Origin of the sequence: Chitinophaga sp. LS1 (assembly GCF_034274695.1) — a bacterium.
Classification (GTDB): domain Bacteria; phylum Bacteroidota; class Bacteroidia; order Chitinophagales; family Chitinophagaceae; genus Chitinophaga.
The window spans coordinates 5,407,010-5,433,983 of the sequence record NZ_CP128362.1 but is presented as its reverse complement, the minus strand read 5'-3'; the positions used below and the strand labels follow the sequence as shown (position 1 = coordinate 5,433,983).

The window sequence follows — 26,974 nt, the reverse complement described above, 5'->3', positions numbered from 1 at the left end:
TCATAATTTTTTCCGGCAAACTTATCTGGAAACCTGATTTTGTTCAGTGATTAATATCACATACTGATAAAGGTCATCAGACAACAGGATTATAGCCATATGTAACAAAAGTTACTTTCAGCATCTTCGCCGGAAGATAGTTTTGTCTCCAGATGAAAACTATTTAATTAAAAACCACCATTTTAATTTATGAAGTATCTGATTATTGGCGCAGTAGCAGGAGGCGCATCAACTGCCGCCCGGTTAAGAAGATTAGATGAACATGCTGAAATTGTTATTTTTGAAAAAGGCGGGTACATTTCCTATGCGAACTGCGGACTACCTTACTATATCGGTGATGTGATCAAAGACAGGAATAAACTGTTTGTACAAACGGCCACTTCATTTTCAAAAAGATTTAATATCGATGTGCGGGTCAATTCTACTGTGACAGATATTGGTCCACACAATAAAACTGTGAAAGTATTTCACCAGCCTTCGGGCAAAAAATACGAGGAGACTTATGACAAATTAGTTCTCTCCGTAGGTGCTGAACCGATACGCCCTCCCCTGCCCGGTATCGATAACGAAGGCATTTTTACGTTAAGAAATGTCAATGATACAGATAAAATCAAAACCCATATTTCACAGGCGAATATTAAAAAAGTAGTCATTGCAGGGGCAGGGTTTATTGGTCTGGAAATGGCGGAGAATATCCATGGACTGGGTATACAGGTGGAGATTGTTGAAATGGGTTCGCAGATACTCGCGCCAGTCGATTTTCCTATTGCGGCGATCATCCAACAACATATCCGTAAAAAGGGTATCACCTTACATTTAAACACGGCCGTGACTTCATTCAATAAAAATGAAGTAGTATTGAATAACAGGGATGTGATCAACGCCGATATGGTAATTTTGTCAATCGGTGTAAAACCAGATCTGCAGCTGGCTACTGCAGCTGGCTTAAAAACAGGCAAAGGGGTCATTGTCAATGAATACCTGCAAACATCTGACCCATACATCTATGCTGTGGGTGATGTGATCGAGTTCGAAAACCCAGTGACAGGGGTTTCTATGAATACCTTCCTCGCAGGACCGGCAAGTAAACAGGGACGTATTTGTGCGAACAACCTGGTACATGATAATGTGCAGCGTTACAATGGTTCTATCAATACTGCCATTGTAAAGGTTTTTGATATGACAGTGGGCGCTACAGGGATTGCCTCCAAACACCTGAAAGCGGCTGAGATAGAGCATATTGTCTCCACGACACATGGTGTATCTCATGCAGGGTATTACCCGGGCTCCAGACAGATGACGATTCAGATCACTTTTTCACCCCGCGACGGGCAGTTACTCGGTGCGCAGATTGCAGGTTACGATGGGGTGGATAAAAGACTGGATATCTTCTCATCCCTGATCCAGCAAAAGAAGACCATATACGATCTGGTTGAATTTGAACAGGCATATGCGCCTCCGTATTCTTCTGCAAAGGATCCAATCAATATAGCGGGTATGGTGGCAGAAAACATACTGCTGAAGCGATTGCAGGTGATATACTGGGATGATCTGGAGAACCTGGATTTCTATGAAGATGTATTGATTGATGTGCGCACAGCGGATGAGTATGAGATGGGGAATGTAAAGGGATCTATTAATATTCCAGTGGATGAGATACGAAATAAGATATCGTCTATACCGATTGATAAAGATATTTATATTTATTGCGAGGCGGGATTAAGAGGATACTTAGCGCAGCGTGTGTTATTGCAAAATGGGTTTAACAGAGTCTGGAATATGTCTGGCGGATACAAGACATGGAAGACCTGCGTGAATGAAAGTTAAGCAGGATGTATCAAAAATAAATGAACCTCCTTAGAACAGCATAAATGGAAACCTGGCTCCATCAGGTATCCGAATGAAAAGAGCGTGTATCTTACTTTTGATACACGCTCTTATTTTATCCATTCATTACCTTCGTTGTATTCCTGACAGATCTTTACACCCTGCCGAATGAGCAGGGTATACCTGATAGGTTGCCCTTTGCGCAGGATGACTGTGCCGGCAGGTATTTCACGGATTTCGCCGTATTGTTCCATATCGATATACAGTTCTTCCTCTAACCCCGGAAATAACTGTCTGGGTGAATACTTCCCCCTAATATTACGATCCGGAAGGGAGTACTTGTGTCACTAAAGTTACAATAGTGATATATTTGTACAATGGCAGTTTTAAAATCTTTAGGCATCTTTTTACTGGCAGGTATCTGCGAAATAGGTGGTGGCTACCTGATCTGGCGCTGGATACGGGAAGGAAAACCTTTATGGTATGGGATTGCAGGAGGTATTATTCTGGTATTATATGGCATGGTCGCGACTTTACAGACAGCCAATTTTGCGAGGACCTATGCAACCTATGGTGGAATTTTCATTGTTTTATCTTTATTATGGGCCTGGAAAATAGACGGGTTCCGACCAGACCGGTATGACATTATTGGAGCAATTATTGCATTAATAGGCGTTTGTATTATCTTTTATGCACCCAGAAATATATGAAATTTAGAATCGCAACCCTAACCGACTTAGATACGATCACCGCACTTGAACACAGATGCTTCCCTTCTAACGAAGCCGCGTCACGCGAGTCATTTATCAAAAGACTCGAGTTTTTCCCCGGTCATTTCTGGGTATTGGAAACCGAAGGCCAGCTGGTAGGTTACATCAATGGAATGGTGACTGACAATGAAACCATTGTAGATGAAATGTTCGCCGATGCTCACCTTCACAATGAAGAGGGGAAATGGCAAAGCATATTTGGCCTTGCCGTATCACCTGATTTCAGGAAGCAGGGGTATGCCGGACAATTGATCCGCCATTTTATAAATAAAGCAAAGGAGGAAGAAAGAGTGGGTGTCACGTTGACATGCAAGGAATATCTTGTGCCTTATTATGAGAAGTTTGGGTTCAGCAACCTTGGGATTTCTAACTCCGTACATGGCGGAGAGATATGGCATGATATGACATTTAAGTTCTAATGCTATATACTCATCATTAAGATCTTCACTCTCTTTATAATCTCCTTCTCTGTAGAAGAAGCGAACCTAATCGTATTGCATTTGCATCGAAATCACCGTGCATTAGGCTTTTATGAAAAAATTGGGGTTGTTGCGTTCTATGAACATATCTTTCAACCCGGCGATGAAGAGCAGATTGACATTACGATGAAGAAAAGTTTACAATAGTCAAATGGAGAAAAAAAGCCTGTTTTTAATTTTACTAATTTTAGGTTGTGCATTCTGGGGTATCTCCTACCCTGTGACCAAGCTGGCTGTGGGCGACCTTTCGCCGGATACGTTTTTATTTTACCGGTTTCTGCTGGCTACCCTTGTACTTTGCCTGGTATTCGCTAAAAGTCTGAAAGAGACAAACAATGAAGATATTGTCATGGGTATGAAACTAGCCATACCACTGTTGGTAGGTATACACCTGCAAACATTAGGATTGAAATATTCCTCCGCTTCGCAATGTTCATTAATAGCCAGTACCTGTGTAGTGATTGTGCCTGTTATGAAAGTGGCTTTTTTCAGAAAAAAGGTCGCATTGAAAATATGGCTGGCAGCATTGATGGCATTGGCGGGTACGATTGTTATTTCCTTAAAAGGGGATTTCAAAATAAGTATAGGAGATGTTTATACTACAGCAGGCTCATTAGGGTTTGCCGTTTACCTGATCAATGTAGAACGATATACGGCAAGGAGGAATTTAGTACCTACGATAGTGCCCATGTTTGCGACGTGTACGATTGTGACATTGATCATCGCACTGCTGGATACTTCGGCCAACTGGCAACCGGATACTAATGTATTCTGGATGGGAATAGTGTATTGTGCGCTTTTCTCAACCGCGTTTATGTATTCTGTTTCCAACATTTCCCAGCGGTATATCAGTGCGGAAAAGGTGGCGATCATCTATTTATTTGAACCGGTGTTTGCGGCATTTTTTGCTTTCCTGATATTGGATGAGAGTTTGTCGGTGCGGTTGTTGGTAGGTGGTTTGCTGATCTTTGGGGCGACTATCATTTCAGAGATAAAGATAAAAAAAGAGGTTGTTCCTGATAGAAATGAACCGACAAAAGACTAGCTATTTCCATCAGGGGTAACAGAATAGAAGATGTATAAAAAATAAATAAACGCACTGGGCATCACATAAATGACTCGCTGTTTCCATCAGGGATAACAGAATAAAAAGAGGATGTATCAAAATTAATAAACGCACTGGGCATCACATAAATGATTATCTATTTCCATCAGGGATAACCAAATTAAAAGGGGGTGTATCAATAGTATGACACACCCCCTTTTAATTAAAACTAATAGCGGGGTTGTGCACCCATCTTCAAATGAAGTGTGCCTCCATTCACCACATCCTGATAAGGGATCTTATCAGTAGATTTGCCATTCAAACTCGCTTCCTGTATATAGATATTTTTGTCACTGTTATTCTCTGCCGTGATGACGAATGGCTTTTTACCACCATTGATCGTGATCTTGTCAAACAAAGGACTAGCCAGCTGGAAAGACGCATCAGGAGCCGTCAATCCCTTTACATCGAACAGACCGATACCTGCCAGTACATACCACGCACCCATTTGACCCTGATCTTCGTCCTGCCCGTATCCATATCCATGGATACCATCTGTTCCATAAAACTCATTACAGATCGCACGCACCCATTTCTGCGTCAGATCAGGTCTGCCAGAGAAATTGAATAACCAGGAGATATGCAGGTTAGGCTGATTACCCTGGTTATATAATCCTTTCAAACCAGCAAAGGCATCTATCTCCTTGCCGCCACCAAAGATGTTTTCCTGAGAGATGGTAAAGATGCTGTCAAGGCGACGGTTAAATACGTCTTTTCCAATTAAACGCACTAATTGCTCCGGCTCATGTGGCACAAAGAAAGTATACTGCCATGCATTCCCTTCCTGAAAACCTACCCATGGGGCAGCAGGATCGAAGTCTTTAATAAACTCACCTTTGATATCCCGGGGATGTATAAATTTAGTAGCTGAGTCGTACAGCAGTTTCCATCCCTGTGAGAGTTTCATCAGTTGTTCGTAGTCCTTTGTCTTGCCCAGTGCTTTTGCAAACTGTGCTACGGCATAACTGCTGAAAGAATACTCCAATGTGTGTGAAGTGCCGAATTGAGAACCTGCTGTGGTTAGTTCTCTTGTAGACTGATCGTCATTGTTAATATAAGGACAGAAACCTCTTTTTACAAAAGCACCTACATCCATTTTACCGGCGCCCGGTACCCTGCCCTCGTAACCGATCTCGTTTTTCAAAGCGGCTTCATAGGCGAGGTTTACATCAAAGTCGCGGATACCGATATTATAAGCAGCGGCGATGACTAAGCCGGTAAAGTTCGTACCTACACCAGATACATATTTTCCAGCTGCCAGACCATCAGCCAGCCAACCGGTTTCTTTGTAAATTAATAACTGGCCCTTAATGAAGTCTGCGTAATATTCAGGATAGGCAATTGCCCATACAGGTGTGAGATTCCAGTATCCGCCCCAGATGGCATCTGTGTTATAGAAAGCATGATCTGCCTTTCCAATGGTGCCGTCATTCTTTGGATAGGCGTTGTTTACATCACTGGCCAATCCTCTGCCTAATAAGGCATGGAAGAGGCCTGTGTAGAATTTCACTTTGTCTTCCTCCTTTCCGCCTTCAACAGCAATGCGGCCCAGTTTTTCGTTCCATGCGGCATTTGCCTGCTTAAAAGCCTGATCAAAGGTCAGTTCCTTAGCTTCTGTTTCCAGGTTCAGTCTTGCATTTTCAACAGAAGTATAAGACAACCCCACTTTTATATTTATCGGTTCATTGGCAGTGGTTTTGTAAGTGAGGTAGATGCCGGCGCCTTTGCCTTTTACTTCTTTGGCACCCGGGGTAGTGATACTATCAATAAAGGTACCGTACGCAGCAGGGGCCTTATCCAGTACAGCGGAGAAGTACATAGGTACAGTGGCTGCTGCCTGGTATTTCTTTACATATTCAGGTTTGGTAATGACATATCCTTCGATATGATTACCATCTACGAGTGTAACGGCGGCATCAACAACAGGGCCGCTTTCGCCCATGCGGTGACCAATATCAAAAATGATATTGGATGAATCGGATTGGGGGAAAGTATACCGGTGAAAACCAACTCTGGCAGTGGCAGTCAGTTCCGCTTTGATACCGTAATCTTTTAACATTACACTGTAATAACCGGCAGTCGCCTTTTCATCTTTATGATCAAAGCTGGATCGGTAACCGCTTTCCGGGTCTTCCATCTTGCCGGGAGTGGTTTGTAATTTACCGGTAGTAGGTGCAAATACGATACCGCCTACCTGAAATTCATGGAAGTTAGGGAAGCCTTCTATCGATGTATGACGTTCATCATACCCCACTGCTTCCCAACCATCTTTATTCCCATAGCTGCCATTTGTCGATGGCGCCAGTTTGGCCATACCAAAGGGAATGGCAGCAGGTGTGTAGAAAAAATACCGACTGTGAGCGGTGCCGATATTGGGCTTTACGAATTTTGTATAGTCTTCCTTCAGTGGTTCGGTTCCCTTACATGCAGCAAAGATGCATAGGGATAGGTAAAATAGTTTTTTCATATGCTAATTCCTATATAGATCCTTACGGTTTCACACTAATCGCCACACCTCCACCCGGTGCCAGCTTTTGCTTCAATACCGTCTTATTCGTCACCACCATTTTCTTAATCGTATACTTCTGTGGATTTACTTTCCAGCTGATATCTTTATCATCTGCATACACCGTCGCCGTATACTTCTTCCCTGCCGGTAAGAAATCAAATTTAATCACCGCCTCACGTGCATTTTCATCCGTAATACCACCAATGTACCACTCTTCTTTTGCCTTGGCCTTCCGTGCAATCGTGATATAATCTCCGGGTTCTGCTTCCAGCACATAAGTATTGTCCCAGTCAACCGCTACATCTTTAATAAACTGAAATGCATCGGCAAACTTATTATAATTCGCAGGCAGATCCGCCGCCATCTGCAACGGGCTATACATGGTTACGTACAGTGCCAGCTGTTTTACCAGTGTAGTGCTCAGTTTCGCTTTATTCTTACCATACACCTCCAGGTTTCCTTCAAAGATGCCTGGTGTATAATCCATTGGTCCACCCATCAATCGCGTAAATGGCAGCACACAGGTATGATCCGGTCTGTTTCCACCAAAAGATTCGAACTCAGTTCCTCTTGCAGATTCCTGTGCTAACCAGTTCGGCCAGGTACGGCACAAACCAGTCGGACGCACCGCCTCGTGAGAGTCTACCATTATTTTATACTTCGCCGCCAGCTGCGCCACATGCAGATAATGGTTCACCATGTACTGCCCATCGTGGTATTCGCTATGTGGCTGAATAGGTCCAACATAACCTGTCTTCACGGAATTATAACCATTATCTACCATGAACTGAAATGCATCTTCCAGCTGACGTTCGTAATCCGTTACGGAAGAAGTCGTTTCATGATGCATAATGATCTTCACATTCTTTGAAGCAGCATATTTGTGCAGCTCCTGTACATCAAAGTCTGGATATGCTTTCGTAAAACTATAGATATGCTCCTTTGCATTTGCCGTACCATCTTCCCAACCTTCATTCCAACCTTCCACCAGCACGGCATCAAAACCATTCGTTGCCGCAAAATCAATCATCTCTTTTACATGTGCAGTATTAGCGCCATGATGTCCATTAGGTGTTAATGTCTTGTAATCTGTTTTACCAATGATGATATCCTGATTGTCAGTATACTGCCAGGTAGAACCACCACCAGTAAAGTATTCCCACCACACACCAACATACTTCACAGGATGGATCCAGCTCGGGTCTTCAATGGCACAAGGCACATTCAGGTTCAGTATCAGGGTAGACGCCAGTATCTGACGCGCATCATCACTCACGATCACCGTTCTCCATGGACTGGTTTTCCCTGTCTGCACAAATCCCCTGTTACCCAGTTTATCAGGAGTCAGGTGTGCACTAAAGATAAAATGCTGGTCATCTACATTCAGACACATTGCCGGGAAATCTACCAATGCGGCTTCATGAATATTTACATACAAACCATCATCTGATTTCAGCATAAGGGGAGTCTGCACCGCCAGATTTGGTGTAGGAGAATTAGCCGCCATCGGTTCTCTCGCCTTGCCAATCAGGGAATGAATCTCTGAGATTTTAGACGTTACTGTTTCAAACTCATTCGTATCATAATCTCCCGGCAGCCAGAAGGCCTTATAATCTTTGGCCAGATTAAACTCTGTCACCTCATTCTGAATACTGAGATGGCGCAGGTTCGGTTGAACAGGGAATTCATACCTGAAACCCAACCCATCATTGAATAACCGGAAGCGGATATCCAGCTCTCTGCCTGTAGCAGCCTGTGTAAGCTGTACAAACAATTCATTGTGGTAATCCCTGATGTCTTTTTGTTGTCCCCAAACCGGTTGCCAGGTCTGGTCTTCCGATTTGGTAGCAGTCCCCTTAATGGTAAAGTCCTTACTGAATGAACCCAGTTGTCTGAGTTCAAATCCCAGTTTACTTTCATTGATCACGGTCTTGCCTTTATACTGTAATGTATAAACAGGCACCCCACTGTTCACTTTAAAAGCTAAAATAAAATTTCCATCTGGTGATCTCAACTCCTGTGCATTAACTGAAAGCACGCATAGAAGCGCACATAAGCATGATAGATAAAAGCTGCGCATAGTTTAAAATATTGACCTTGTATAACTGTTAAAAGTATTGTCAACCCTCCTTACTTATATATAATAGGGATCACCTCCCAACCTGATGGTGATCAGTCCCTAAAAGTGGTATTCTCTTACAACTTACATGAACCAGGAAAAGCTATTCCTTCACTTCGTCCTCCTTCAGTGAATCATTGAACTTCTTCACTGCTTTCATATCTTCTTCAATCGCCGCAGGCAGGTTCTTACCGTGACATTGACTATATGGTTTCATACTTCCACAATAGCACTTAGCCCCTATCTTCTTTCCTTCTGACAGGAAAAGCAGCAGGTTATTGAACAGGGCATCATAATGGTTATATACATTACCAGTATAGGTATTGAAATTCACTTTACCATCTTCCAGCACTGTTCCATATTGTACAAGAAAATCTTTCAGATTTGCCAATGCGATCAGGTGATCTACCAGTGGGTTATTACTAACGCTGACACGTACATGCTTCTCATCACCATTAAGATTGTCATCAGGAATGAACATCATTTGTGCGATCGGCGCGGGAGGGGGTGTCACAGCCATTAAATCGCCATTTTCATTCTCCCACACTTCTGTTGGTGCTGCTTCGCAGATAAACTCACTCAACCATACCGCCCACCCGGGTACCATGCGACCACTATCCACTACCTGTGGTTGTACAGGTATAATTTCGTAGTCATATTCTGACCCTACACGATTGATCAGTTGCTGCACAGCGGGTGTAATCTCAATTGGACTTGTCATACATTAAAGTTAAAAATCCCTGCAAGTTAAGTTAAACAATATATTTTTGCACAAATGATTCCATTGCCCGTGCGAAGTGGAGGTTGGCGAGGGTGGTGAGTTATGGGTATGGCGATATGGGGAATAATTAAAATATGTGATCGCAGGTTTGCGGTCTTTTTTTATTTCTACAGAATTTCCACAGAATTCCCTTCTACCTTCGCCACTCGTATAAATAACAATAATTAGAAGGGAAAACAGCCTGTCTTCTGCCGGGCTGGATTATAATTCTTTCTTCATGGCTGCCTTCGTAGCTTTATCTATCCATCTTTCCGGCAATAACGAAATCAGGAATATCTGCACTGCATGGGGCCAGTAAGGGATGAATGGGTCATGTTTAATTTAGCCGCATATTCGCCAGCGCTTTTCATTTCTCTGAAATAAAGCAATAAAAGCCGTTTAAAGGCTTCGGAAATTCCCCGCCTGCGGGAGGTCGCATCTGCAGCAGGAACAGCTTTATGATAGATTGCAGCGATCATTCCATATGCCACCTCACTGATCGACTTCTCCATATAGAACACCTGCTCCTTCCCCATATCAATCATCTTATGCCTGGCGAAGCTTTCGCTTCCAACCGCCAACAGGTAATGATAGCCGGAGATATATTGAAGGTGTACCAGGTACCCTCACTACCGATAGGAAGAATTTACGAATCAGTCAGATCTTTCAATCCTTTTATCACCTCTTTGGTTGAATAATCCATACTTCCTTCAATATGGCCAACCATTCGCCCCTTCTTGTCAATGATCACTGTGGTGGGCACTGCATTTCCCAGGAAGTTGGAAGGTATCGGACTTTTAGGCGCAAACACCGGCAGGTCATATTTATGCTTTTTCATAAAAGCTTTTGATTTACCCAGATCACCATCTACGTCTACAAAGAGGAACACAATTTTATTATTATCTCTGAATGCCTGTTTCAGCTTATGAATAGAGGGCAGCTCCTGTTTGCAAGGTCCGCACCAGGTAGCCCAGAAGTTGATAAAAACGACTTTGCCTTTGAGGGCATTCAGGGATATTTCTTTGTTATTTTCATCTTTGAAAACAACATCGGGTTGTACGGTGCCGACAGCGAAGGTCAGGTAAAACAAAACGGGTAGTAAAGACATGATGTTAAGTTACAGAATATCTGCCATCCTGCAATTGGTATAAATCAATTCTTCTGCATGATCGCCCTGGCTGTAATTCTCTAAAAAACAAGTTAAACATTTAACCATTAAAACCTTAACTTAGCCCCCGCATGACTAAAAACCAGACGTTTTCAGATTTTACGGATTCACTCGGGATATTAAAGGGGGCTTTCAAAGCGCGGATACGTGCCTCTTTCAAGGAACATAATATTCCACTTACCACTGAGATGCTGCAGGTCATGCGCGTACTTTGGAAAAAAGACGGCGTGAAACAACAAGAGATCGCGGACGCTATTTTCAAAGACAAAGTAAGTATTGTGTACCTGCTGGATAATATGACTAAAAGAGGATTGTTGGAACGCAGGGAAGACATCGCCGATCGCAGAAATAAGATCATCGTCCTTACAGCTGAAGGCAAAAAAATGCGCAGTATTGTGGAACCATTGCTGAATGAATTGATGGCAGATGCAGTACGAAATGTATCAAAAGACGATCTGACGAAAGCGACTGGCATTTTTCAGACGATTATAAAAACATTACAGGAAGGGTAATGCTTTTTTTGCCCCATATAGTTAAATATTTAACGGTTTAAATCACCACTAAAAAGCTTTGTTAGCTAGGAACACTAGTGTAACAGTTGTAGGTATAAATATGACCAGGGGAATAGTCTTATTTCCCTGGTTTTTAAATATTTAGTTCTGTTGTACAATTTTGTACAACCACCGAATGTAGACATGAATCAAGAGTGTATTCCTATACCTGTGCTTTCCAGACGGTTGTATAATATCTTCAATATGATTACATTTGCTTTATTATGTCAGCAATACATTTTTACAAATACCAGGGGACCGGCAATGACTTCGTCATTATGGACAATCGCAACGGCCAATATGATTTTCTCACTGAAGAACAGGTGCATTTTCTCTGTGACCGCCGCTTTGGCATCGGTGCAGATGGGTTGATGCTATTGAACAGGCAGGAAGGCTATGACTTTGGTATGAAATATTACAATGCTGACGGCCGGGAAAGTAGTATGTGTGGTAATGGAGGCCGTTGTCTGGTGGCTTTTGCCCGCAAAATGGGATTGAATAGCGAGGTGCTGAAGTTTATCGCCATTGATGGTCCGCACGAAGCGACCATGAAAGGTACTGATTGGGTAAACCTGAAAATGCAGGATGTGAATGGCGTAGAAGTGGGCAATCTCTATTTTTACCTGAATACCGGTTCGCCACACTTTGTAAAGTTCGTGGAGAATGTGAAAGCCCTTGATGTATATGAAGAAGGCAGACAGATCCGCTATAATGAGCGTTTTAAGGCAGTGGGTACGAATGTAAATTTTGTTCAGCCTACTGATAATGGCATCTTTGTTCGTACCTATGAAAGAGGCGTGGAAGATGAAACCTACTCGTGCGGAACAGGCGTTACTGCTGCTGCACTGATGACTTCCGGCACGGAAGAGAAGACTTATACCGTTCCTGTTCAGACCCTTGGCGGTGGACTGGAAGTACGTTTTACCAAAACCGGCGAACGAGCTTATGAAGACATCTGGTTGTGTGGTCCTGCTACCCTTGTATTTGAAGGAGAGATCGATATACCGGCTAAATAAAGTAGCTGGTTGTACGGTGCTTTTACCTTTGTTTTTGAAAGAACAATCAATGATTCGACTATGTGAGATAGCCGGGTGTAGTGTGCTGTTGCCTTCTGTATTGGAAAAGCGGTCGTTATACCGGGTGGGTGAAATATCAGGATGTGCGGTGCTGCTGCCTTCGTTTTTGAAGAAGGAAGTGGCTGGGTGTGTTGTGTTGATGCCTGCGGCTTTGAGGGAGAGGGTGTTACGTCCTGTAAGCGGGATATCTGGATGTACGGTGTTGGTGCCGTGGATGTTTGAAGAGGAGTTACGACCTTCATTGTTAAAGGAGGATATGGTGAGTTTGACAGGGTCTACAGTGGCAATGTTGAAGGAGGATATGGTGAGTTTGACAGGGGCAACAGTGGCAATGTTGAAGGAGGATACGGTGAGTTTGACAGGGTCTACAGTGGCGATGTTGAAGGAGGATACGGTGAGTTTGACAGGGTCTACAGTGGCAATGTTGAAGGAGGATACGGTGAGTTTGACAGGGTCTACAGTGGCGATGTTGAAGGAGGATACTGTGAGTTTGACAGGGGCAACAGTGGCAATGTTGAAGGAGGATACGGTGAGTTTGACAGGGTCTGCAGTGGCGATGTTGAAGGAGGATACGGTGAGTTTGACAGGGTCTACAGTGGCAATGCTAAAGGAGAGTACGTTGAGCTTGAATGAATGTATGGTTTCGCTGCCGGCGATTTTGGAGGAGACTGCAATATCCGGAGGCAAGGGACCGCAAGCTTCGTTTGCCGTAGCAACTTCAATACCTGAAAACAGCCTTCCGCTCACGTCCTTTTTAGCAGAAAAGCCGTTCACCATCGCTGAATGTACCGTTCCGCTATCCGCTATTCTAAAAGAAACCACCACCCTCCCACAAATAAACCCACCGTCCATACCCGCCCGCAAAATCCGCTACCCGCGATTTTTGACCCGCCACAAAACCGCCCGGCTGGCAGAGCACGCTGTTAATTAATAATTAAGCAATATGCTTTCTTACTAATTATTCTACCTTTGCGCCCGGATGATCCAATACTTCAAAAATATAGACGCACGGACGGTTGAGATTAAAACCCCTGAAAATGGAGTATGGGTGAATATTACCCCTCCCTTAAAGCAGGCCGAGTTTGAACAACTCTCTGAAGAGCTGGATATCCCGCTCGACTTCCTCACCGACTCCCTGGATATTGATGAAAGGTCCCGCTATGAGATAGAGGATAATGTGAAACTCATCGTTATCAAAACCCCGACGGAGAACAATTCTTTCAATGAAAGCGATGCTTATTATATCACGATTCCTATTGTGATCATTCTGACGCATAACCAGATCCTGACAGTCAATTCTTTCGACAACGCTGCCATCAATAAGTTCCTCAACACCTTCCATAACCGTCATCCTGAAAAGCGGAATATGATGGTGCTGAAGATCTTTGAGAAAGTGGTGATGAACTTCCTCGACTACCTGAAAGAGATTAACCAACGCAGAAATGTATTGGAACAGAAACTCTACGACAGTAACCGAAATGAGGAACTGCTGTACATCATGCGGATCCAGAAGAGTCTAGTGTACTTTGTAACGGCACTGCGGAGTAATGAGTTGTTGCTCATGAAACTCGAGCGAACCAACATTCTCGGGTTGAATGAAGATGAGAAGGAGTTCCTTCATGACCTGATCGTAGATACTTCACAGGCCCTTGAAATGGCGAATGTATATACGAATATCATGGGTAGTTCTATGGATGCATTTGCAAGTATCATTTCGAATAACCTGAATATTGTAATGAAGCGGCTGACTTCGATTACGATCGTGCTTACGTTTCCTATGCTGGTAGCGAGTATTTATGGGATGAATGTGGATATTCCGTTTCAGCGGAATGCACATGCGTTTTATATACCGGTGATGATTTCGATTATTATTTCAGTAATCATAAGTTGGTACTTTATGAAGAAGAAATGGTTTTAGGTGCCATAATATGTGTATAGAAGGCCGCAGGGGTATCCTCTGCGGCCTTTTTTATAATGCCATATGGATCAATTGTTTATGGGTTTGGCATCGGGGTTGTTCCTGATTTGTAAAATTTAGCCATATGGGTCAGAATAATTACACACGCCGGCAGGTTGTAACCGGACTGGGCGCCAGCATTGCTGCTATGGCCATTACCCCGGTAATCTCCAGATCAGGTTCCATGCCTTTAGCGCCTTCGGTGGCGAATAATCATGCTGCCGGATTGGAAAATCCGCTCAATAAATACCCTAAACCTCCTTTTCAACCGCAGTCTCAGCCATGGCCGGCATTGGCTTCGAGAATGATACCGAAACCGGATCATGGGGAAGAATCTTATAAAGGAAGTGGCAGACTGGCAGGCCGTAAAGCATTGATTACAGGCGGTGATTCCGGGATAGGACGTGCGGCAGCGATTGCGTATGCGCGCGAAGGCGCGGATGTAGTGATCAATTACCTGCCGGATGAGCAGCGGGATGCAGATGAGGTGCTGGCTTTGATTAAAAAAGAAGTTAGAAAAGGAGTGGGTATTCCCGGTGATTTGCGTGAGGAAGGCTTTTGCCAAAAACTCGTGGCAGATGCGGTACATGCTTTAGGTGGATTGGATATTTTGGTAAGTAATGCGGCAAGACAACAGTCTCATGAGTCTATTCTCGAAATTTCTTCTGAGCAGTTTGACTGGACGATCAAGACGAATATTTATGCGCCTTTCTGGATTATAAAGGCAGCGTTGCCGCATTTGCAGCCAGGGGCGGTGATTATTGCCACAACTTCTGTGCAGGCGTATGATCCCTCGCCTCATTTGTATGATTATGCGCAAACGAAGGCGGCAACGATGAATTTTGTGAAATCACTGGCCAAGCAGTTGGCGCAGAAAGGGATCAGGGTGAATGGGGTGGCACCAGGGCCTGTGTGGACACCGCTGCAGGTATGTGGAGGGCAGACGATGGAGAAGTTGAAGAAGTTTGGGGAGGAGTCTCCGATGGGGAGACCCGGGCAACCGGCGGAATTAGGGTCGATTTTTGTGCAGTTGGCGGCGAGTGATGCGAGTTTTAGTACGGGGCAGGTGTATGGAGCGGCTGGTGGTGGGGGGCAGCCTTAGGTGTTGCGTCGATGCTTCTTCGATACTTCTTCGATACTTCTTCGATGCTTCTTCGATGCTTCTTCGATGCTTCTTCGATGTAGCTTCAGTGCAATGCCGTCAGATTATATCACCAAAGGGCACTTCAATTTCCCCAGGAAAATGAGGTGCCCTTTTAGTGACATTTTGATAACGATTCTATATCAAAGCTATGCTATAGCCAGGGTATATATCCTTGCTAATAATTCCAGAACACCCTTCCTGCATGAGAGGTCCATTTGTATAAACAAACTATTTTTTTACCCTACATTTGCCCTACACAACATTTTTTATATGGCAGCTATGTTCAACGTACGGGTTTATGGCATTATGATCAATGACAAGAAACAAGTACTGGTTAGTGACGAATATATAAAGGGGAATTATTTTACGAAGTTTCCAGGTGGTGGGATGGAGTTTGGCGAAGGAACGCTGGAATGTATTGTAAGGGAATGGAAAGAAGAGTTGAATCAGGATGTTGCTGTGGTAGAGCATTTGTATACGACTGACTTTTTCCAGATCTCTGCGTTTGACAATGAGACACAGATTATTTCTATTTATTACCTTGTCACGCCACTATCGCCATTTGTAGCGCCTTTATTGACAAAGCCATTTGATTTTGAAGTACCGGAAGGTGTGACAGATGTAGAAGCTGCCCGGTGGATTGATTGGGAAGATTTTTCTGCGGAGGCAGTGCATTTGCCGATAGATAAGGTGGTGGCTACCTTGGTGAAGACGAAATATCCATAGGGCACAGACATTACAAATGAAGTAAGCAGGGGCACTTCGCCCCTTCCTTTATTTGTAAAAGTCGCTACTTCAGCTGACAAATTTGAAAATATAGTTAATACTTCACCTTGCAAAAACGCTGGTAATTAGTATCTAAAACCCAACGTTTTTTTAAGCCTTTACACAAAATCTCGCCTACCCAATTTCATGACACCTATTCTATTAAATACCGCCATTGTAGTAAAATCGATTTCACTTACAATTACATCACTGCTCTCAAGTACCTGTTCTATTGTTTCAGCTACCTTATCTAAGCTTATAGTGTAAGCATTACTTCTATTAGTGACCAGGTACAACTCAGGGTTATTAAAATACGTTCTCAGTAACTGCCGCACTTTTTCAACTTGATAATCCACACCGACACCAATATATCGCCATTCACTTCCACCATCAACTATTTCCCAGTTAATTTTATTCAAATTGTGATTACACGCTATGAAAATATTTTTCGCATCCATTTTTATAAATTAAGGGGATAAATGAACGTTTTTTGAAATTGATCCCTGTTATTAAAACCAACTGGAATTCCTTCTTTGCTCAATCCTACTTTGCTCTTTAGCCCAGTATGGCCTAGCATTGAATATTCTATTCTTATCTTCCTCACTGGGATTTTCGGAAAGCTCCAACATCTGAAATGTTAAATTCTCACGAGCAAAATCAGTAATAGCATATGAGAAAAATGTCCCATGCACATAAACCGGCCCCGCGTTTGACGCTTGATAAATGATTCCTTTATTCTGCAACCCAATTATTGTATCATCGAGCATTGGCATTTCCAAAGTATCCTTGCTTTGGATATAAAATTCTCTCAACGCAGCCTGTTCGTGGACGTTCAAGCGTGCTATTTCCTTAAGTATTCTCAGTTCTATACGTCTGCTTTGCTGTTTCTTATTTCTTAACGCTAAAAAATAATTAATTAATGTGATAAACAGTAGTGCGGTAGTTATTAGGAATGTAACTCCAATGTATTTCCCATATTCTATTAGAAAGCCGGTCAAGTTTAGTTTTAACAATAGCTTCGCAGGTACGAATAAAATGAGAGTGCAACTGAACCAAATAACGAAAATGAATTTGGTAGGAATTTTATTTATATCAAATAGTTTTTCTAAAAGTTTATCCATCGATATTATTTTAATTGAAATCCAACGTTTTTTGAAATTATGATTATTTACTTACAATTTACTAAAATGTGCTAAATCCGATTAATTATTGGATAGACAGGTAAATAATTGACCAGCTTATAATCAAAAAACGACTGAGTTGAGGTTTTTGAAACTTTGATTCGTGAAACGAGTTTTTGAAATAGATTAATTTATCTTTTACAATAAGTGTAAGATAAACTTCTTACCAAATTATAATATCTGTCCGATTAAACTGTGATTTTTACACTTTATTCCCGTTTCCCTAACACATTTCCTTAATCCTCTTCCCTTATATCTCTTCCCATTATTCCCGTTTCCTTCCAACTTTCCATTAATCCTCTTCCCTTTTACCTCTTCCCATTATTCCCGTTTCCGCCCAACCTTCCATTAATCCTCTTCCCTTTTACCTCTTCCCCTTATTCCCGTTTCTGTCCAACCTTCCCTCAATCCTCTTTCCTTATGCCTCTTCCTTCCCCATAGCAGCGGCCTTCATCCTGGTCGTCGTCTCCTTACCCAAATATTTCTCCACCCGTCCTTCTAAAAAGTAAATTAACGGGGTTAGCGCAATCGCCATAATAAACTTATAACTATAGTTCACCACACAAATCGCCAACACCTGCTGCCAACTCCAGTCCTTCCCTATTTTGAATGCTATAAATAATACGATAAAACTATCCACCAGCTGACTAATAATAGTAGATCCGGTAGCCCTCAGCCACACATGTTTCTCTCCTGTCGCTCTCTTAATACGATGAAACACCGTCACATCCACAATCTGACTCACCAAAAACGCCATGATACTCGCAAAGATAATCCACATGCCCTGACCGAATATACTTCCAAATGCATCCTGCATATTCGGTACCCCATCCTGTACGCTGGATCCCAGCCACCAATCAGCCGCCGGTACCTTGATCGCGATATAAAACATCAGGAAAGCATAAGAAATTAACCCCACAGCAATATAAGAGATCCTTCTTACAGCCTTCGGCCCGAAATACTCATTCACCACATCCGTCAGCACAAACTCCAATGGCCATAACAACACCCCACAGGTAAGATTGAATGACAACCCAGGATACCCGAAAATGGTGAAAGTATGTACAGGCAGGCCTAAAAGCCTTTCAAGAGAGAAGATCTTACCACCTATACACTCAGCAATCAATGCATTCGCCACGAAGAAACTACAGAAGATCAGGAATAGTTTCGTCGGCTTATCTTTCAGTAAATTGTTTATCATCAGAAAAGGAAGTAGAATTGAAGAAGTAAGATAAGAAGATTTATAATAAATACGAATGGTGGCAGCTGCGCCACGCTCAGCTTATGTCTGATCAGCATAATAACCGCGATGATCAAAGTGATCAGATTCAGCGGAAACGCCACAAACATCCCCATCGGCAGCACGAATTTCAATAATTCGCCAAAATTATCCTTTATATCAATGTATCGGGATACCTCAGCAAGCACGAAAAACAGGTTGCAGATAAAAGCCAGTTTTAAAAAGAATCGTAACCTGTCCATGTTGAAATTTCGGATAAATTACAGTTATTTTGCTTTCTTCAAAAAAAATTTGTGATTGGCATGGTTTATTCTGTGCTGATCAGAATTCGAAAAAACACAACTGCCCATGCAAATTGCAATTTCCATAGTCATATGCTCTTATAACAGGGAGGCCTATATTATACAGGCCATCGATAGCCTATACCAGCAGGACCTTGACAAGAAACTGTATGAGGTGATTGTGGTGGACAATAATAGCCAGGATAATACTGCCGAAAAAGTAAGGGAATACATCGCTACCCACCCGGATATGCAGCTCTCCTACCACCTGGAAAAACGTCAGGGTGCTTCCTATGCCCGTAATACCGGGGCGGAATTGTCTACCGGCAAATTGATCTGCTGTATGGATGACGATGCTGTGGCCATGCCGGGGTATTTGCAGAATATCATAACTTTCTTTGATACACATCCGGATGCCACCGGTCTCGGCGGACGTATTATTCCAAGATATATCCCTGCTGAGCCAAAGTGGATGTCGCATTATGTATCTTCCCTGGTGGGGAATTTTGATTATAGTCCGGAGACGAAGCCGTTTGACAACGGGCGCTATCCATTGGAATCTAATATGATTGTGAAAAGGGAGGATTTCTTTGCGGTGAAAGGGTTTAATACCAGTTTGCCGGGAGTCAAAGGGACTTTGAGGATTGGTGGTGAAGGAAAGGAGTTCTTTTATAAACTGATTGAGAGAGGTGGGGTGATCTGGTACGATCCGACGGTAATTGTGCATCATGTGGTGGAAGTGAAGAAGTTAACTTCTGAGTATATGTACAGGGTAGCTTCCGGGATTGGCCGTGGGGAAAAGGTGAGGATGAAGGAGAAAGGTAGCGGGGCGACTTTTAAGAAAGGGATAGAGTACTTATTTAAGCTAGGTGCTTCGGTAGTGATTGGGGGATATTATTTATTGCAGGGAAAGCCGGCTAAGTCATGGCCGGTGATTCAGTTCAGGATTGATGTATTGAAAGGGTTCTGGGAACCGGTACATTTGCCGGAGGCGCATTAATAAAGGAATAAGGGATTGCATGGGCAGGAATTGTTCAGTTAATGGCATCCATCACCAGCAATGAATTCAGTTTCCCGGATGGACTGAATAGACCCAATGGTACACCCATGGATTAATATCCGCCATTTACCACCCACCATCACCAACTTATTATATATTCCATAATATATTACCTTTACGCACTCATAAACAAGTACATAACTATATGAAACCTGATTGGTTCAAGAAATTTCTGCCACATATCATCGCAATCGGGATACTCCTGTTGCTGGCAATCATCTATTGTAAACCAGTGCTGGACGGACAGGTCCTGACACAGGGCGATAATATCCAATGGCAGGCCATGGCCAAACAATCGCTTGATTACAAAGCTGCCCATGGCGAAGCCCCTCTCTGGACCAACAGTATGTTCGGCGGGATGCCTTCCTACCAGATCGTATTGGAAAGCCGCGAGCCCTTCAACATTTCCGACCTCGGAAAAGTATTCACGCTCTGGATGCCTAAGCCGATCAACTTCTTCTTTTTAGCGGGCCTCTCCTTCTACCTACTTTGTATGGTACTGGGTGTACGCTCCTGGATCGGCCTTCTCGGCGCTGTCGCCTATGCCTATTCCAGTTATGACCCCATTATCATAGGTGCGGGTCACGACACCAAGATGATGGCCATCGGTTACCTGCCTGCTGTGCTGGCGGGTATTATCATGCTCACGCAAAAGAAATACATCAAAGGGGTGGCGGTCACCGCACTGTTCATGTCCCTCCTCATTGCTTCGAACCACATGCAGGTAACTTACTACTTCCTGTTGCTGCTGGCCGTACTGGGGGTTGTATTTGCCATATATACCATTCGTGCAAAGGATTATAAACACCTCATTATTACAGGGGTGCTGGTAATAGCCGCCACCGGTTTGAGTATGGCGGTGAATACCATGTCTATGTGGACGACCTACGAATATTCCAAAGAGACCATTCGGGGTGGTAAATCAGAACTCACACAGAAAGCTGCCGATACCAAAGGCAGTGGCCTGGATAAGGAATATGCGTTCCGCTGGAGCTATGGTATTTTCGAGACGTTTACGTTCGTAGTACCAAACCTGTATGGTGGTAGCTCACAGGGTGAACTGACTGAAAGTTCCGAGACCTATAAGACACTAAAATCGCTGGGGGTACCTGACCAACAGGCCAATCAGATGATCAAAGCATGGCCACTGTACTGGGGTGAACAACCGGGTACTTCCGGTCCGGTGTATTTGGGTATTGTGATCTGCTTCCTCGCGATCTTTAGTTTCAGACTGATCAAGTCATGGCATAAATGGTGGATCCTCGCGATTTCTATACTGGCAGTGCTCATGAGCTATGGTAGTAATCTGGCGTTCTTTAACTATGCACTGTTTGACTACCTGCCGTTCTACAATAAATTCAGAGCGCCAAGCATGGTGCTGATCATCCCACAGCTGACACTGGTCATACTGGCAGTGCTGGGCCTGCAGGCTTTGCTGGATCCTACTTTGAAGAAAGCAGACCTGGTAGCTAACCTGAAGCGTTCAGGCATCGTGATGGGTGTGATCTTAGGCGTACTGTTATTACTGTCTGTTACCCTGGGCTGGTCTAATAATTCAGATCAGATGATGGCGCAGCAGTTCAAGCAGATGGCGGGTGGTAGTGATGATATAGCGGGTCAGCTGATGCGTGCATTGCATGCGGACAGAGCATCCCTTTATAGAAGTGATGTGTTCAGAGCGATCATTTTGTTTGCGCTGGCATTTGGACTGATCTGGTATTATCTGAAAGACAAGATCAAGATGCAGTGGCTGGCTGGTGGTCTGATCGTACTGGTATTGTTTGATTTACTGCAGGTAGATACCCGTTACCTGAATTCCGATAATTATGTAGAGGAATCCAAATACCAGGGTAACTTCAGTCCTTCACCGGCTGATCAGCAGATTGCGGAAGATAAAGATCCTTATTTCAGGGTGTTTAATGTAACGAAAGGTGATCCGTTTAGCGATGCGATGACTTCTTATTTTCATAATTCAGTGGGTGGATATCATGCGGCAAAGCTGATATTGTACCAGGATCTGATTGAAAATCAGATCAGCAGGAATAATATCAATGTGCTGAATATGCTGAATGCAAAGTATATCGTTGCTCCGGGTCAGCAGGGACAGCAGGTGGTGCAGCGGAATCCGCAGGCGTTGGGGAATGCATGGTTTGTAAAAGATATCGTGTGGGTACCGAATGCAGATGCGGAAATGAAGGCGCTGGACAATCTGAATACAAAGGATTCTGTGGTGATCGATCAGCGTTTTAAAGCTGCGGTGAAAGCACAACCAGTGTACGATTCTGCTGCGACAATTGCTTTGGTGAAGAATGATGTGGATCAGATCAGTTATACATCCAATGCGGCTACGCCACAATTTGCGGTGTTTAGTGAGGTGTATTATAAAGAGGGTTGGAAAGCGTATATTGATGGTGTGGAGACGGAGTATGTGAGAGTGGATTATGCGCTGAGAGGTTTGTCAGTACCGGCAGGAAAGCATGAGATTGTGTTTAAGTTCCATCCAAAGAGTTACTATTTAGGGGATCAAATTGGTTTCTTTAGTTCTCTGATAGTGCTGTTGTTGTTGATTGGTGCGGTGGTGATGGAGTTTAGGAAGAAGAAAGCAGTAGCTTAAAATAAAGGAGCTTGAGGAAAGGAGTTTAAAGATAAGAGCCTGAATTAATAAAATTGAATTAAGCTTCTTAATTAAGAAGTTCAAATAAAAAAGGAGATCGCCGAAAGTGATCTCCTTTTTTCCTGAAAATGGTTTTCATTCCTGTTGGTGAACTCCGGGAATGTAAAATATTTTGTGTAAACTCCTTCCCCGGTTTTTGGGCCTATTGAGATAATTCACTACCATAGGCCATTAACACAGGAAATTTTACAGTCTCAACTCCCTTTTTCATGAATGCTTTTATGTCTAATAGATGATTGCCTGTATGATTATCTTGCTTGTATTTTTTACATTATCTGTTTGAATACGTACCCACTCATCGTTTTTTATTACATATCCTTTAGGTGGTTTCTTCTTTTTTATTTTCCTGTCGTAAAGGGCGGCATATAAGGTAACCACATCCCGGGTCTGACCGGTGATTTGTACAGAAATAATCCTGGAATCTTCATAAAGCTGATAATCGAGGGTGAGTTTGTTGCCATTATCCGCTCTTATATAAAAAAATTGCTTTAGGGTCGGTGCTACCATAACCGTATCCCTTACAAGATGAAGCACCCTGACTACATCGGCATTGAACTTTTCATAAACGTTGTTATAATATTCATGCACCACCTTCACGGAAGTTTGGGCCGAGGCAGAAGAAACGCCCACTGTTAAAGCCAGTACAAAAAATATCACTCTCATAACACCTTATAAAAATGCGGTTTATTCCTTATAATAATCGGACTGAATTGCCACAATGCAAAAACATTCTTCGCCAATCCCCACACCTGCGGCATATATTTAAACGGATTACGGCCCTTCAATAAGTTCTCTATCATGCTACCAAAAAAGAACACCGGTACCGCAAAAGAATAATTCAACAATAAAAACAAGAACCAGAACACGCCGAACTGTTTCCGTACTCTCACATGATTGGAAAGCATTACCTGCAGGGCCTTCCTGTCAAATAAACCCTGGTAACCTTTGTCTGCCGAATCAAAAGCCTCCCCCGTCGTCTCGCCCTGTAAATGGACAATATTGATATCACCGAAAATCGCGAGTTGACCGATCCTTTTTATCCTGCTACACCACTCTACTTCTTCTGCATATAAAAAGAAATCTTCATCCATATAGCCCGCTTTTTCCAACGTACTTCTCTTTATCATCAAAAACGCCCCACTGATCCAATCTACTTCATGCACACTGCTTGCCTGTTGTACATTCGGTACCTTCGTCTTCATCTTAAAAGCGACCCATCTTAATACCTTGCCCCAATAAGGTAAAGGCAATAAATGATTCAGCCCACCTTTCATGAAGTAATTACCAGAGATCTGGGTAGTATGGTCCGCATTCAACTGCTGTACCCCACAAGCCGCAAATTCACTGGTGCTGAAGCGTTGCACACATTTATCCAGGGCTCCATTCAGGATCAAAGTATCAGGATTCAGTAACAGTAAATAGTCTCCGACAGCCGCCCGCAACCCCGCATTATTCGCCCTCGAAAATCCGCCGTTATAGCCCATTTCAATAGGTTTAATAAACGGATGCCTCGATACAATCTGCGCTAAACTACCTGCAACCGACTGATTATCTATTACGATGACTTCATAACTAATCTCCTTTGTCTGACTCACAATCGTATCGATACAATCATTGATCAGCCCATGGCTATTATAATTTACAATAATGACAGACAGCTGCATGAATTACGCTTTAGGTTTAGGTGCAAACAAAAAAGAAAATCCCATCGTCAGTTTAGACAATGGCCCGAACTTCAACCATCCCGCAGGGAAGATACGCTGCCACCTCAACACATAATTTGTTACCAGTGGCAAAGGTCCTTCATAGCCCGCATTTCGGATATCCATTACACCTTTTATTTTCATATTTCTCATCAGGCGCCAGAAAAAGTCGTACACCAATATACTTCTGAAAGGCCCATCCCCCATCTTCTGCAACACATAAAAATATTCAGGGATAAATACTTCTTTCACCCCATGTACCTCTTCCGTAATCTGCTCCTTCCCCATCCCCACGTAGCACAATGGTTCCGGAATATACGTAAACCCCGGATGCGCATTCAACAATCGGATATAGAAGTCTACATCCACTGTCCAGCGTACTTTTTCGTCATAACGATAAGCAGGTTTGTTACGATGAATGACCACACTTGGCGGACCTACCAGATTATCAAATAATACATTCACCGGTGCTTTGGCAAAGGCTTTCCTGAACCAGCCCGGGGAGGTCATTTCCTTTTTCTCACCAGTAAAAAGATAGTAATTATAGTAAGCAGAATAAGCGAAATCGTGTGTGGGATGGTCATCGAGCGCCTTGCAGAGGGTCTCCAGGGAATGTGGATGCATGAACCAGTCGTCATCGTGCATGATCTTGATATATGCTCCCTTTGCCAGATCAAGGCAGGTATTCCAGTTGCCCGGCATCCCCCTGGCAGGTACATTTCTATAGTAGCGGATGGGTAATGCCTGCACATATTCGTTCACTAACTGCTCTACCTCCTGATCTGGACTATCGTCTGTAATTACGACTTCCATGTTCTTCATGGTCTGTGTGGTCAGTGAGTCCAGCAAACGACGCAGGTAATCCACCTGTTTATAAGCAGGAATACATATCGAGACTTTTATCTGTTCCGGGTTCTTCATGTTCAGGTTCTCCTTAAAAATAGCCCTTGTACTTAAGGCATCATATTTGTTGACAGACCGCAAGATATAATAATCCGAAATTATGAATACCTTTAATTTTTGGTAGCAAAGGATTTTAGATCAATTTAAAAAAACACAGCGAGCTTTTAATATATGAGTACCATCAGGAAAAAAGGTATCATCACTACAGTTTTCATTTATGCCGGATTCTTATTAGGAGCGCTGAATACTTACCTTTACGCCAAATATTTTCAACCTGACCAAACTGGCTTAACCCGCGTACTACTTGACATTGCGGTGCTTTCGAGCAGCTTTGCCCTGCTGGGTACCAACACCATCGTGGTCAAGTTTTTCCCTTACTACAAGAACTTTCATAAGGAGAATAAAAGTGAGTTGGTCACCATCTCATTCATCTTTTCCCTCATTGGCTTCCTGATTATATTCCTGAGTTTCAGCACGTTCATGAAACCCTTTATTATCAAGAAGTTCATCGGGAAAGCTCCCCTGCTGGTGCAATATTTTTACCTTGTATTCCCGCTCACACTGTTCCTCACATTATTCCAGGTGCTGGAAGCGCAGACCTGGACCATTCAGAAGGGGCATGTAGCCAACTTCCTGAAAGAAGTGCTGTTCAGGGGGATCAATACCATACTGAATGTGCTCTTTATCGGCGGGTTGATCTCTTTCCCTCTCTACGCCGACCTCTTCAGCTTTCAATACTTTGTAATTTTTGCGGCACTGATCATTTACCTGTTGAGCGTAAGACAATTAAAAATGTCGTTTAAGATCAGCAAACTTACCAAGCGGTTGTGGAAGAAGATGGTGCCTTATAGTTTGTTTATACTGGGGAGTAATGTGATTTCCCTGATGAGTACTACGATGGATGGGATTATCATTTCGAGTATGATGGGGTTGAGTTTCACGTCGGTGTTTATTAATACACAATACATTTCGAACTTTATTACCGTGCCATACAGGGCAGCGCTCAGCATGGCCGCAGGACCCATTTCACAGGCGTGGAAGGATAAGGATATTCTGAAACTTGATAGAATTTATAAGAAGACTTCGTTGAATTTGCTCATTGCATCCAGTTTTATTTTTGCGATGATCATGTTGAACTGGGATAATTTGCTGGACTGGGTAAAGCCAGATCCTATTTATCATTTGGGAAAACCGGTGATGTTTTATTTAGGTTTGTACCAGGTAATTGAGTTGGGAACGGGGATGAATAGCGCAATTATTATTACTTCGAGAAGGTGGAAGTTTGAGTTGTATTCAAATATTATCTTGTTGACAATGACATTGCCATTAACGTATATTCTGATCAAGCATATGGGAATGGTCGGAGCCGCGCTGGCAACACTGGTTTCAAGGACTATTTTTAATGTAATCAGGTATGTATTTTTGTATAAGGTATATAATCTACAACCTTTTACAAAGAAAACGATATGGGCAGTGGTGCTTCCGTTGGTGGTGTATCCGTTGGTGGCGTATACGATCAATCCGGCAGATCCGCTGACGGGATTGATTGTGAGGTCTACTGTGTTTACTGCGGTGTATGCGTTCCTGCTGTTGCAGTTTAGGGTATCGGAGGATGCGATGCAGGTGTTTGGGACAATTAAAAAACGTATAAGACAATTAGCAGGTAGTTAGGATTGCATATTATTATTTTAGAAAAAGTCGT

General features: G+C 43.1%; 26 protein-coding genes. 13 read left to right on the top strand and 13 right to left on the bottom strand.

The window, feature by feature from the left end:
- Positions 1-189 precede the first annotated feature (189 nt).
- Positions 190-1,827 (top strand): FAD-dependent oxidoreductase, encoded by a 1,638-nt coding sequence (locus QQL36_RS22320; protein ID WP_321566827.1) that lies wholly within the window; start codon positions 190-192, stop codon positions 1,825-1,827.
- 110 nt (positions 1,828-1,937) lie between these two features.
- Here the strand turns inward: QQL36_RS22320 and QQL36_RS22315 are convergent, their stop codons facing one another.
- On the bottom strand, positions 1,938-2,081 hold the full coding sequence (locus tag QQL36_RS22315; protein ID WP_321566826.1) for a hypothetical protein: 144 nt from the start codon (positions 2,079-2,081) through the stop codon (positions 1,938-1,940).
- A 123-nt stretch (positions 2,082-2,204) separates the two neighbouring features.
- Here QQL36_RS22315 and QQL36_RS22310 point away from each other — a divergent pair, with 123 nt between their 5' ends.
- The 3 genes from QQL36_RS22310 (at position 2,205) to QQL36_RS22300 (ending at position 4,121) form a co-directional block, all read left to right on the top strand.
- Positions 2,205-2,537: a YnfA family protein gene (locus QQL36_RS22310; RefSeq protein WP_321566825.1), complete on the top strand. Its 333-nt coding sequence runs from the start codon at positions 2,205-2,207 to the stop codon at positions 2,535-2,537.
- The gene (locus QQL36_RS22305) at positions 2,534-3,016 is read left to right on the top strand and encodes a GNAT family N-acetyltransferase (protein WP_083730197.1); all 483 of its coding nucleotides are present in this window, start codon (positions 2,534-2,536) and stop codon (positions 3,014-3,016) included. Before QQL36_RS22310 ends, QQL36_RS22305 begins: the two co-directional genes overlap by 4 nt.
- Positions 3,017-3,227: 211 nt before the next feature.
- Positions 3,228-4,121, top strand: coding sequence for a DMT family transporter (locus tag QQL36_RS22300; RefSeq protein WP_321566824.1), 894 nt, complete (start codon positions 3,228-3,230; stop codon positions 4,119-4,121).
- Positions 4,122-4,350: 229 nt separating this feature from the next.
- On the opposite strand, the gene QQL36_RS22295 is transcribed toward QQL36_RS22300, so the two are convergent.
- The 5 genes from QQL36_RS22295 to QQL36_RS22275 form a co-directional block, all read right to left on the bottom strand.
- Entirely contained in the window at positions 4,351-6,648 is a 2,298-nt protein-coding gene (locus QQL36_RS22295; RefSeq protein ID WP_321566823.1) for a GH92 family glycosyl hydrolase, read from the bottom strand.
- Positions 6,649-6,670: 22 nt separating this feature from the next.
- Positions 6,671-8,770, bottom strand: coding sequence for a glycoside hydrolase family 97 protein (locus QQL36_RS22290; protein WP_321566822.1), 2,100 nt, complete (start codon positions 8,768-8,770; stop codon positions 6,671-6,673).
- Between the two features lie 142 nt (positions 8,771-8,912).
- Entirely contained in the window at positions 8,913-9,530 is a 618-nt protein-coding gene (locus QQL36_RS22285; protein ID WP_321566821.1) for a hypothetical protein, read from the bottom strand.
- A 326-nt stretch (positions 9,531-9,856) separates the two neighbouring features.
- Positions 9,857-10,150, bottom strand: coding sequence for a hypothetical protein (locus QQL36_RS22280; protein WP_321566820.1), 294 nt, complete (start codon positions 10,148-10,150; stop codon positions 9,857-9,859).
- Positions 10,151-10,215: 65 nt separating this feature from the next.
- The gene (locus tag QQL36_RS22275; RefSeq protein WP_083730201.1) at positions 10,216-10,677 is read right to left on the bottom strand and encodes a TlpA family protein disulfide reductase; all 462 of its coding nucleotides are present in this window, start codon (positions 10,675-10,677) and stop codon (positions 10,216-10,218) included.
- Between the two features lie 131 nt (positions 10,678-10,808).
- Here QQL36_RS22275 and QQL36_RS22270 point away from each other — a divergent pair, with 131 nt between their 5' ends.
- The 6 genes from QQL36_RS22270 (at position 10,809) to QQL36_RS22245 (ending at position 16,191) form a co-directional block, all read left to right on the top strand.
- Complete coding sequence (locus QQL36_RS22270; protein WP_083730202.1) at positions 10,809-11,249, top strand: MarR family winged helix-turn-helix transcriptional regulator; 441 nt, start codon at positions 10,809-10,811, stop codon at positions 11,247-11,249.
- 263 nt (positions 11,250-11,512) lie between these two features.
- Entirely contained in the window at positions 11,513-12,304 is a 792-nt protein-coding gene (gene dapF / locus QQL36_RS22265; protein WP_321566819.1) for a diaminopimelate epimerase, read from the top strand.
- A 49-nt stretch (positions 12,305-12,353) separates the two neighbouring features.
- Positions 12,354-13,295 (top strand): hypothetical protein, encoded by a 942-nt coding sequence (locus tag QQL36_RS22260; protein ID WP_321566818.1) that lies wholly within the window; start codon positions 12,354-12,356, stop codon positions 13,293-13,295.
- 48 nt (positions 13,296-13,343) lie between these two features.
- Entirely contained in the window at positions 13,344-14,282 is a 939-nt protein-coding gene (locus QQL36_RS22255; RefSeq protein ID WP_083730205.1) for a magnesium transporter CorA family protein, read from the top strand.
- A 124-nt stretch (positions 14,283-14,406) separates the two neighbouring features.
- On the top strand, positions 14,407-15,423 hold the full coding sequence (locus QQL36_RS22250; RefSeq protein WP_321566817.1) for an SDR family oxidoreductase: 1,017 nt from the start codon (positions 14,407-14,409) through the stop codon (positions 15,421-15,423).
- A gap of 312 nt (positions 15,424-15,735) precedes the next feature.
- On the top strand, positions 15,736-16,191 hold the full coding sequence (locus tag QQL36_RS22245; protein ID WP_235643993.1) for an NUDIX hydrolase: 456 nt from the start codon (positions 15,736-15,738) through the stop codon (positions 16,189-16,191).
- A gap of 158 nt (positions 16,192-16,349) precedes the next feature.
- Here QQL36_RS22245 and QQL36_RS22240 read toward each other — a convergent pair whose 3' ends face one another.
- The 4 genes from QQL36_RS22240 to QQL36_RS22225 all read right to left on the bottom strand — a co-directional run bounded on the left by QQL36_RS22240 (position 16,350) and on the right by QQL36_RS22225 (position 18,893).
- Positions 16,350-16,688, bottom strand: coding sequence for a hypothetical protein (locus QQL36_RS22240; protein ID WP_083730207.1), 339 nt, complete (start codon positions 16,686-16,688; stop codon positions 16,350-16,352).
- 51 nt (positions 16,689-16,739) lie between these two features.
- Complete coding sequence (locus QQL36_RS22235; RefSeq protein ID WP_083730208.1) at positions 16,740-17,351, bottom strand: superinfection exclusion B family protein; 612 nt, start codon at positions 17,349-17,351, stop codon at positions 16,740-16,742.
- A gap of 478 nt (positions 17,352-17,829) precedes the next feature.
- Positions 17,830-18,612 carry a queuosine precursor transporter gene (locus QQL36_RS22230; protein WP_083726203.1) on the bottom strand — a complete coding sequence of 261 codons (783 nt, stop codon included), beginning with the start codon at positions 18,610-18,612 and terminating at the stop codon, positions 17,830-17,832.
- Complete coding sequence (locus QQL36_RS22225) at positions 18,612-18,893, bottom strand: hypothetical protein (protein ID WP_083726201.1); 282 nt, start codon at positions 18,891-18,893, stop codon at positions 18,612-18,614. The genes QQL36_RS22230 and QQL36_RS22225 overlap by 1 nt, the downstream gene beginning before the upstream one ends.
- 106 nt (positions 18,894-18,999) lie before the next feature.
- Between QQL36_RS22225 and QQL36_RS22220 the strand changes: the two genes are divergently transcribed.
- Positions 19,000-19,932: a glycosyltransferase gene (locus QQL36_RS22220; RefSeq protein WP_083726199.1), complete on the top strand. Its 933-nt coding sequence runs from the start codon at positions 19,000-19,002 to the stop codon at positions 19,930-19,932.
- A gap of 205 nt (positions 19,933-20,137) precedes the next feature.
- Positions 20,138-22,606: a YfhO family protein gene (locus QQL36_RS22215; RefSeq protein ID WP_321566816.1), complete on the top strand. Its 2,469-nt coding sequence runs from the start codon at positions 20,138-20,140 to the stop codon at positions 22,604-22,606.
- Positions 22,607-22,891: 285 nt separating this feature from the next.
- On the opposite strand, the gene QQL36_RS22210 is transcribed toward QQL36_RS22215, so the two are convergent.
- The 3 genes from QQL36_RS22210 to QQL36_RS22200 are packed head-to-tail and all read right to left on the bottom strand — an operon-like array spanning position 22,892 to position 25,353.
- Positions 22,892-23,329 (bottom strand): hypothetical protein, encoded by a 438-nt coding sequence (locus QQL36_RS22210; protein WP_083726195.1) that lies wholly within the window; start codon positions 23,327-23,329, stop codon positions 22,892-22,894.
- Positions 23,326-24,330 (bottom strand): glycosyltransferase family 2 protein, encoded by a 1,005-nt coding sequence (locus QQL36_RS22205; RefSeq protein WP_321566815.1) that lies wholly within the window; start codon positions 24,328-24,330, stop codon positions 23,326-23,328. Before QQL36_RS22205 ends, QQL36_RS22210 begins: the two co-directional genes overlap by 4 nt.
- A 3-nt stretch (positions 24,331-24,333) precedes the next feature.
- Positions 24,334-25,353, bottom strand: a complete 1,020-nt coding sequence (locus QQL36_RS22200; RefSeq protein WP_083726191.1) for a glycosyltransferase family 2 protein — start codon at positions 25,351-25,353, stop codon at positions 24,334-24,336.
- Positions 25,354-25,443: 90 nt separating this feature from the next.
- Between QQL36_RS22200 and QQL36_RS22195 the strand changes: the two genes are divergently transcribed.
- Entirely contained in the window at positions 25,444-26,943 is a 1,500-nt protein-coding gene (locus tag QQL36_RS22195) for a lipopolysaccharide biosynthesis protein (RefSeq protein ID WP_321566814.1), read from the top strand.
- Positions 26,944-26,974: the final 31 nt, after the last annotated feature.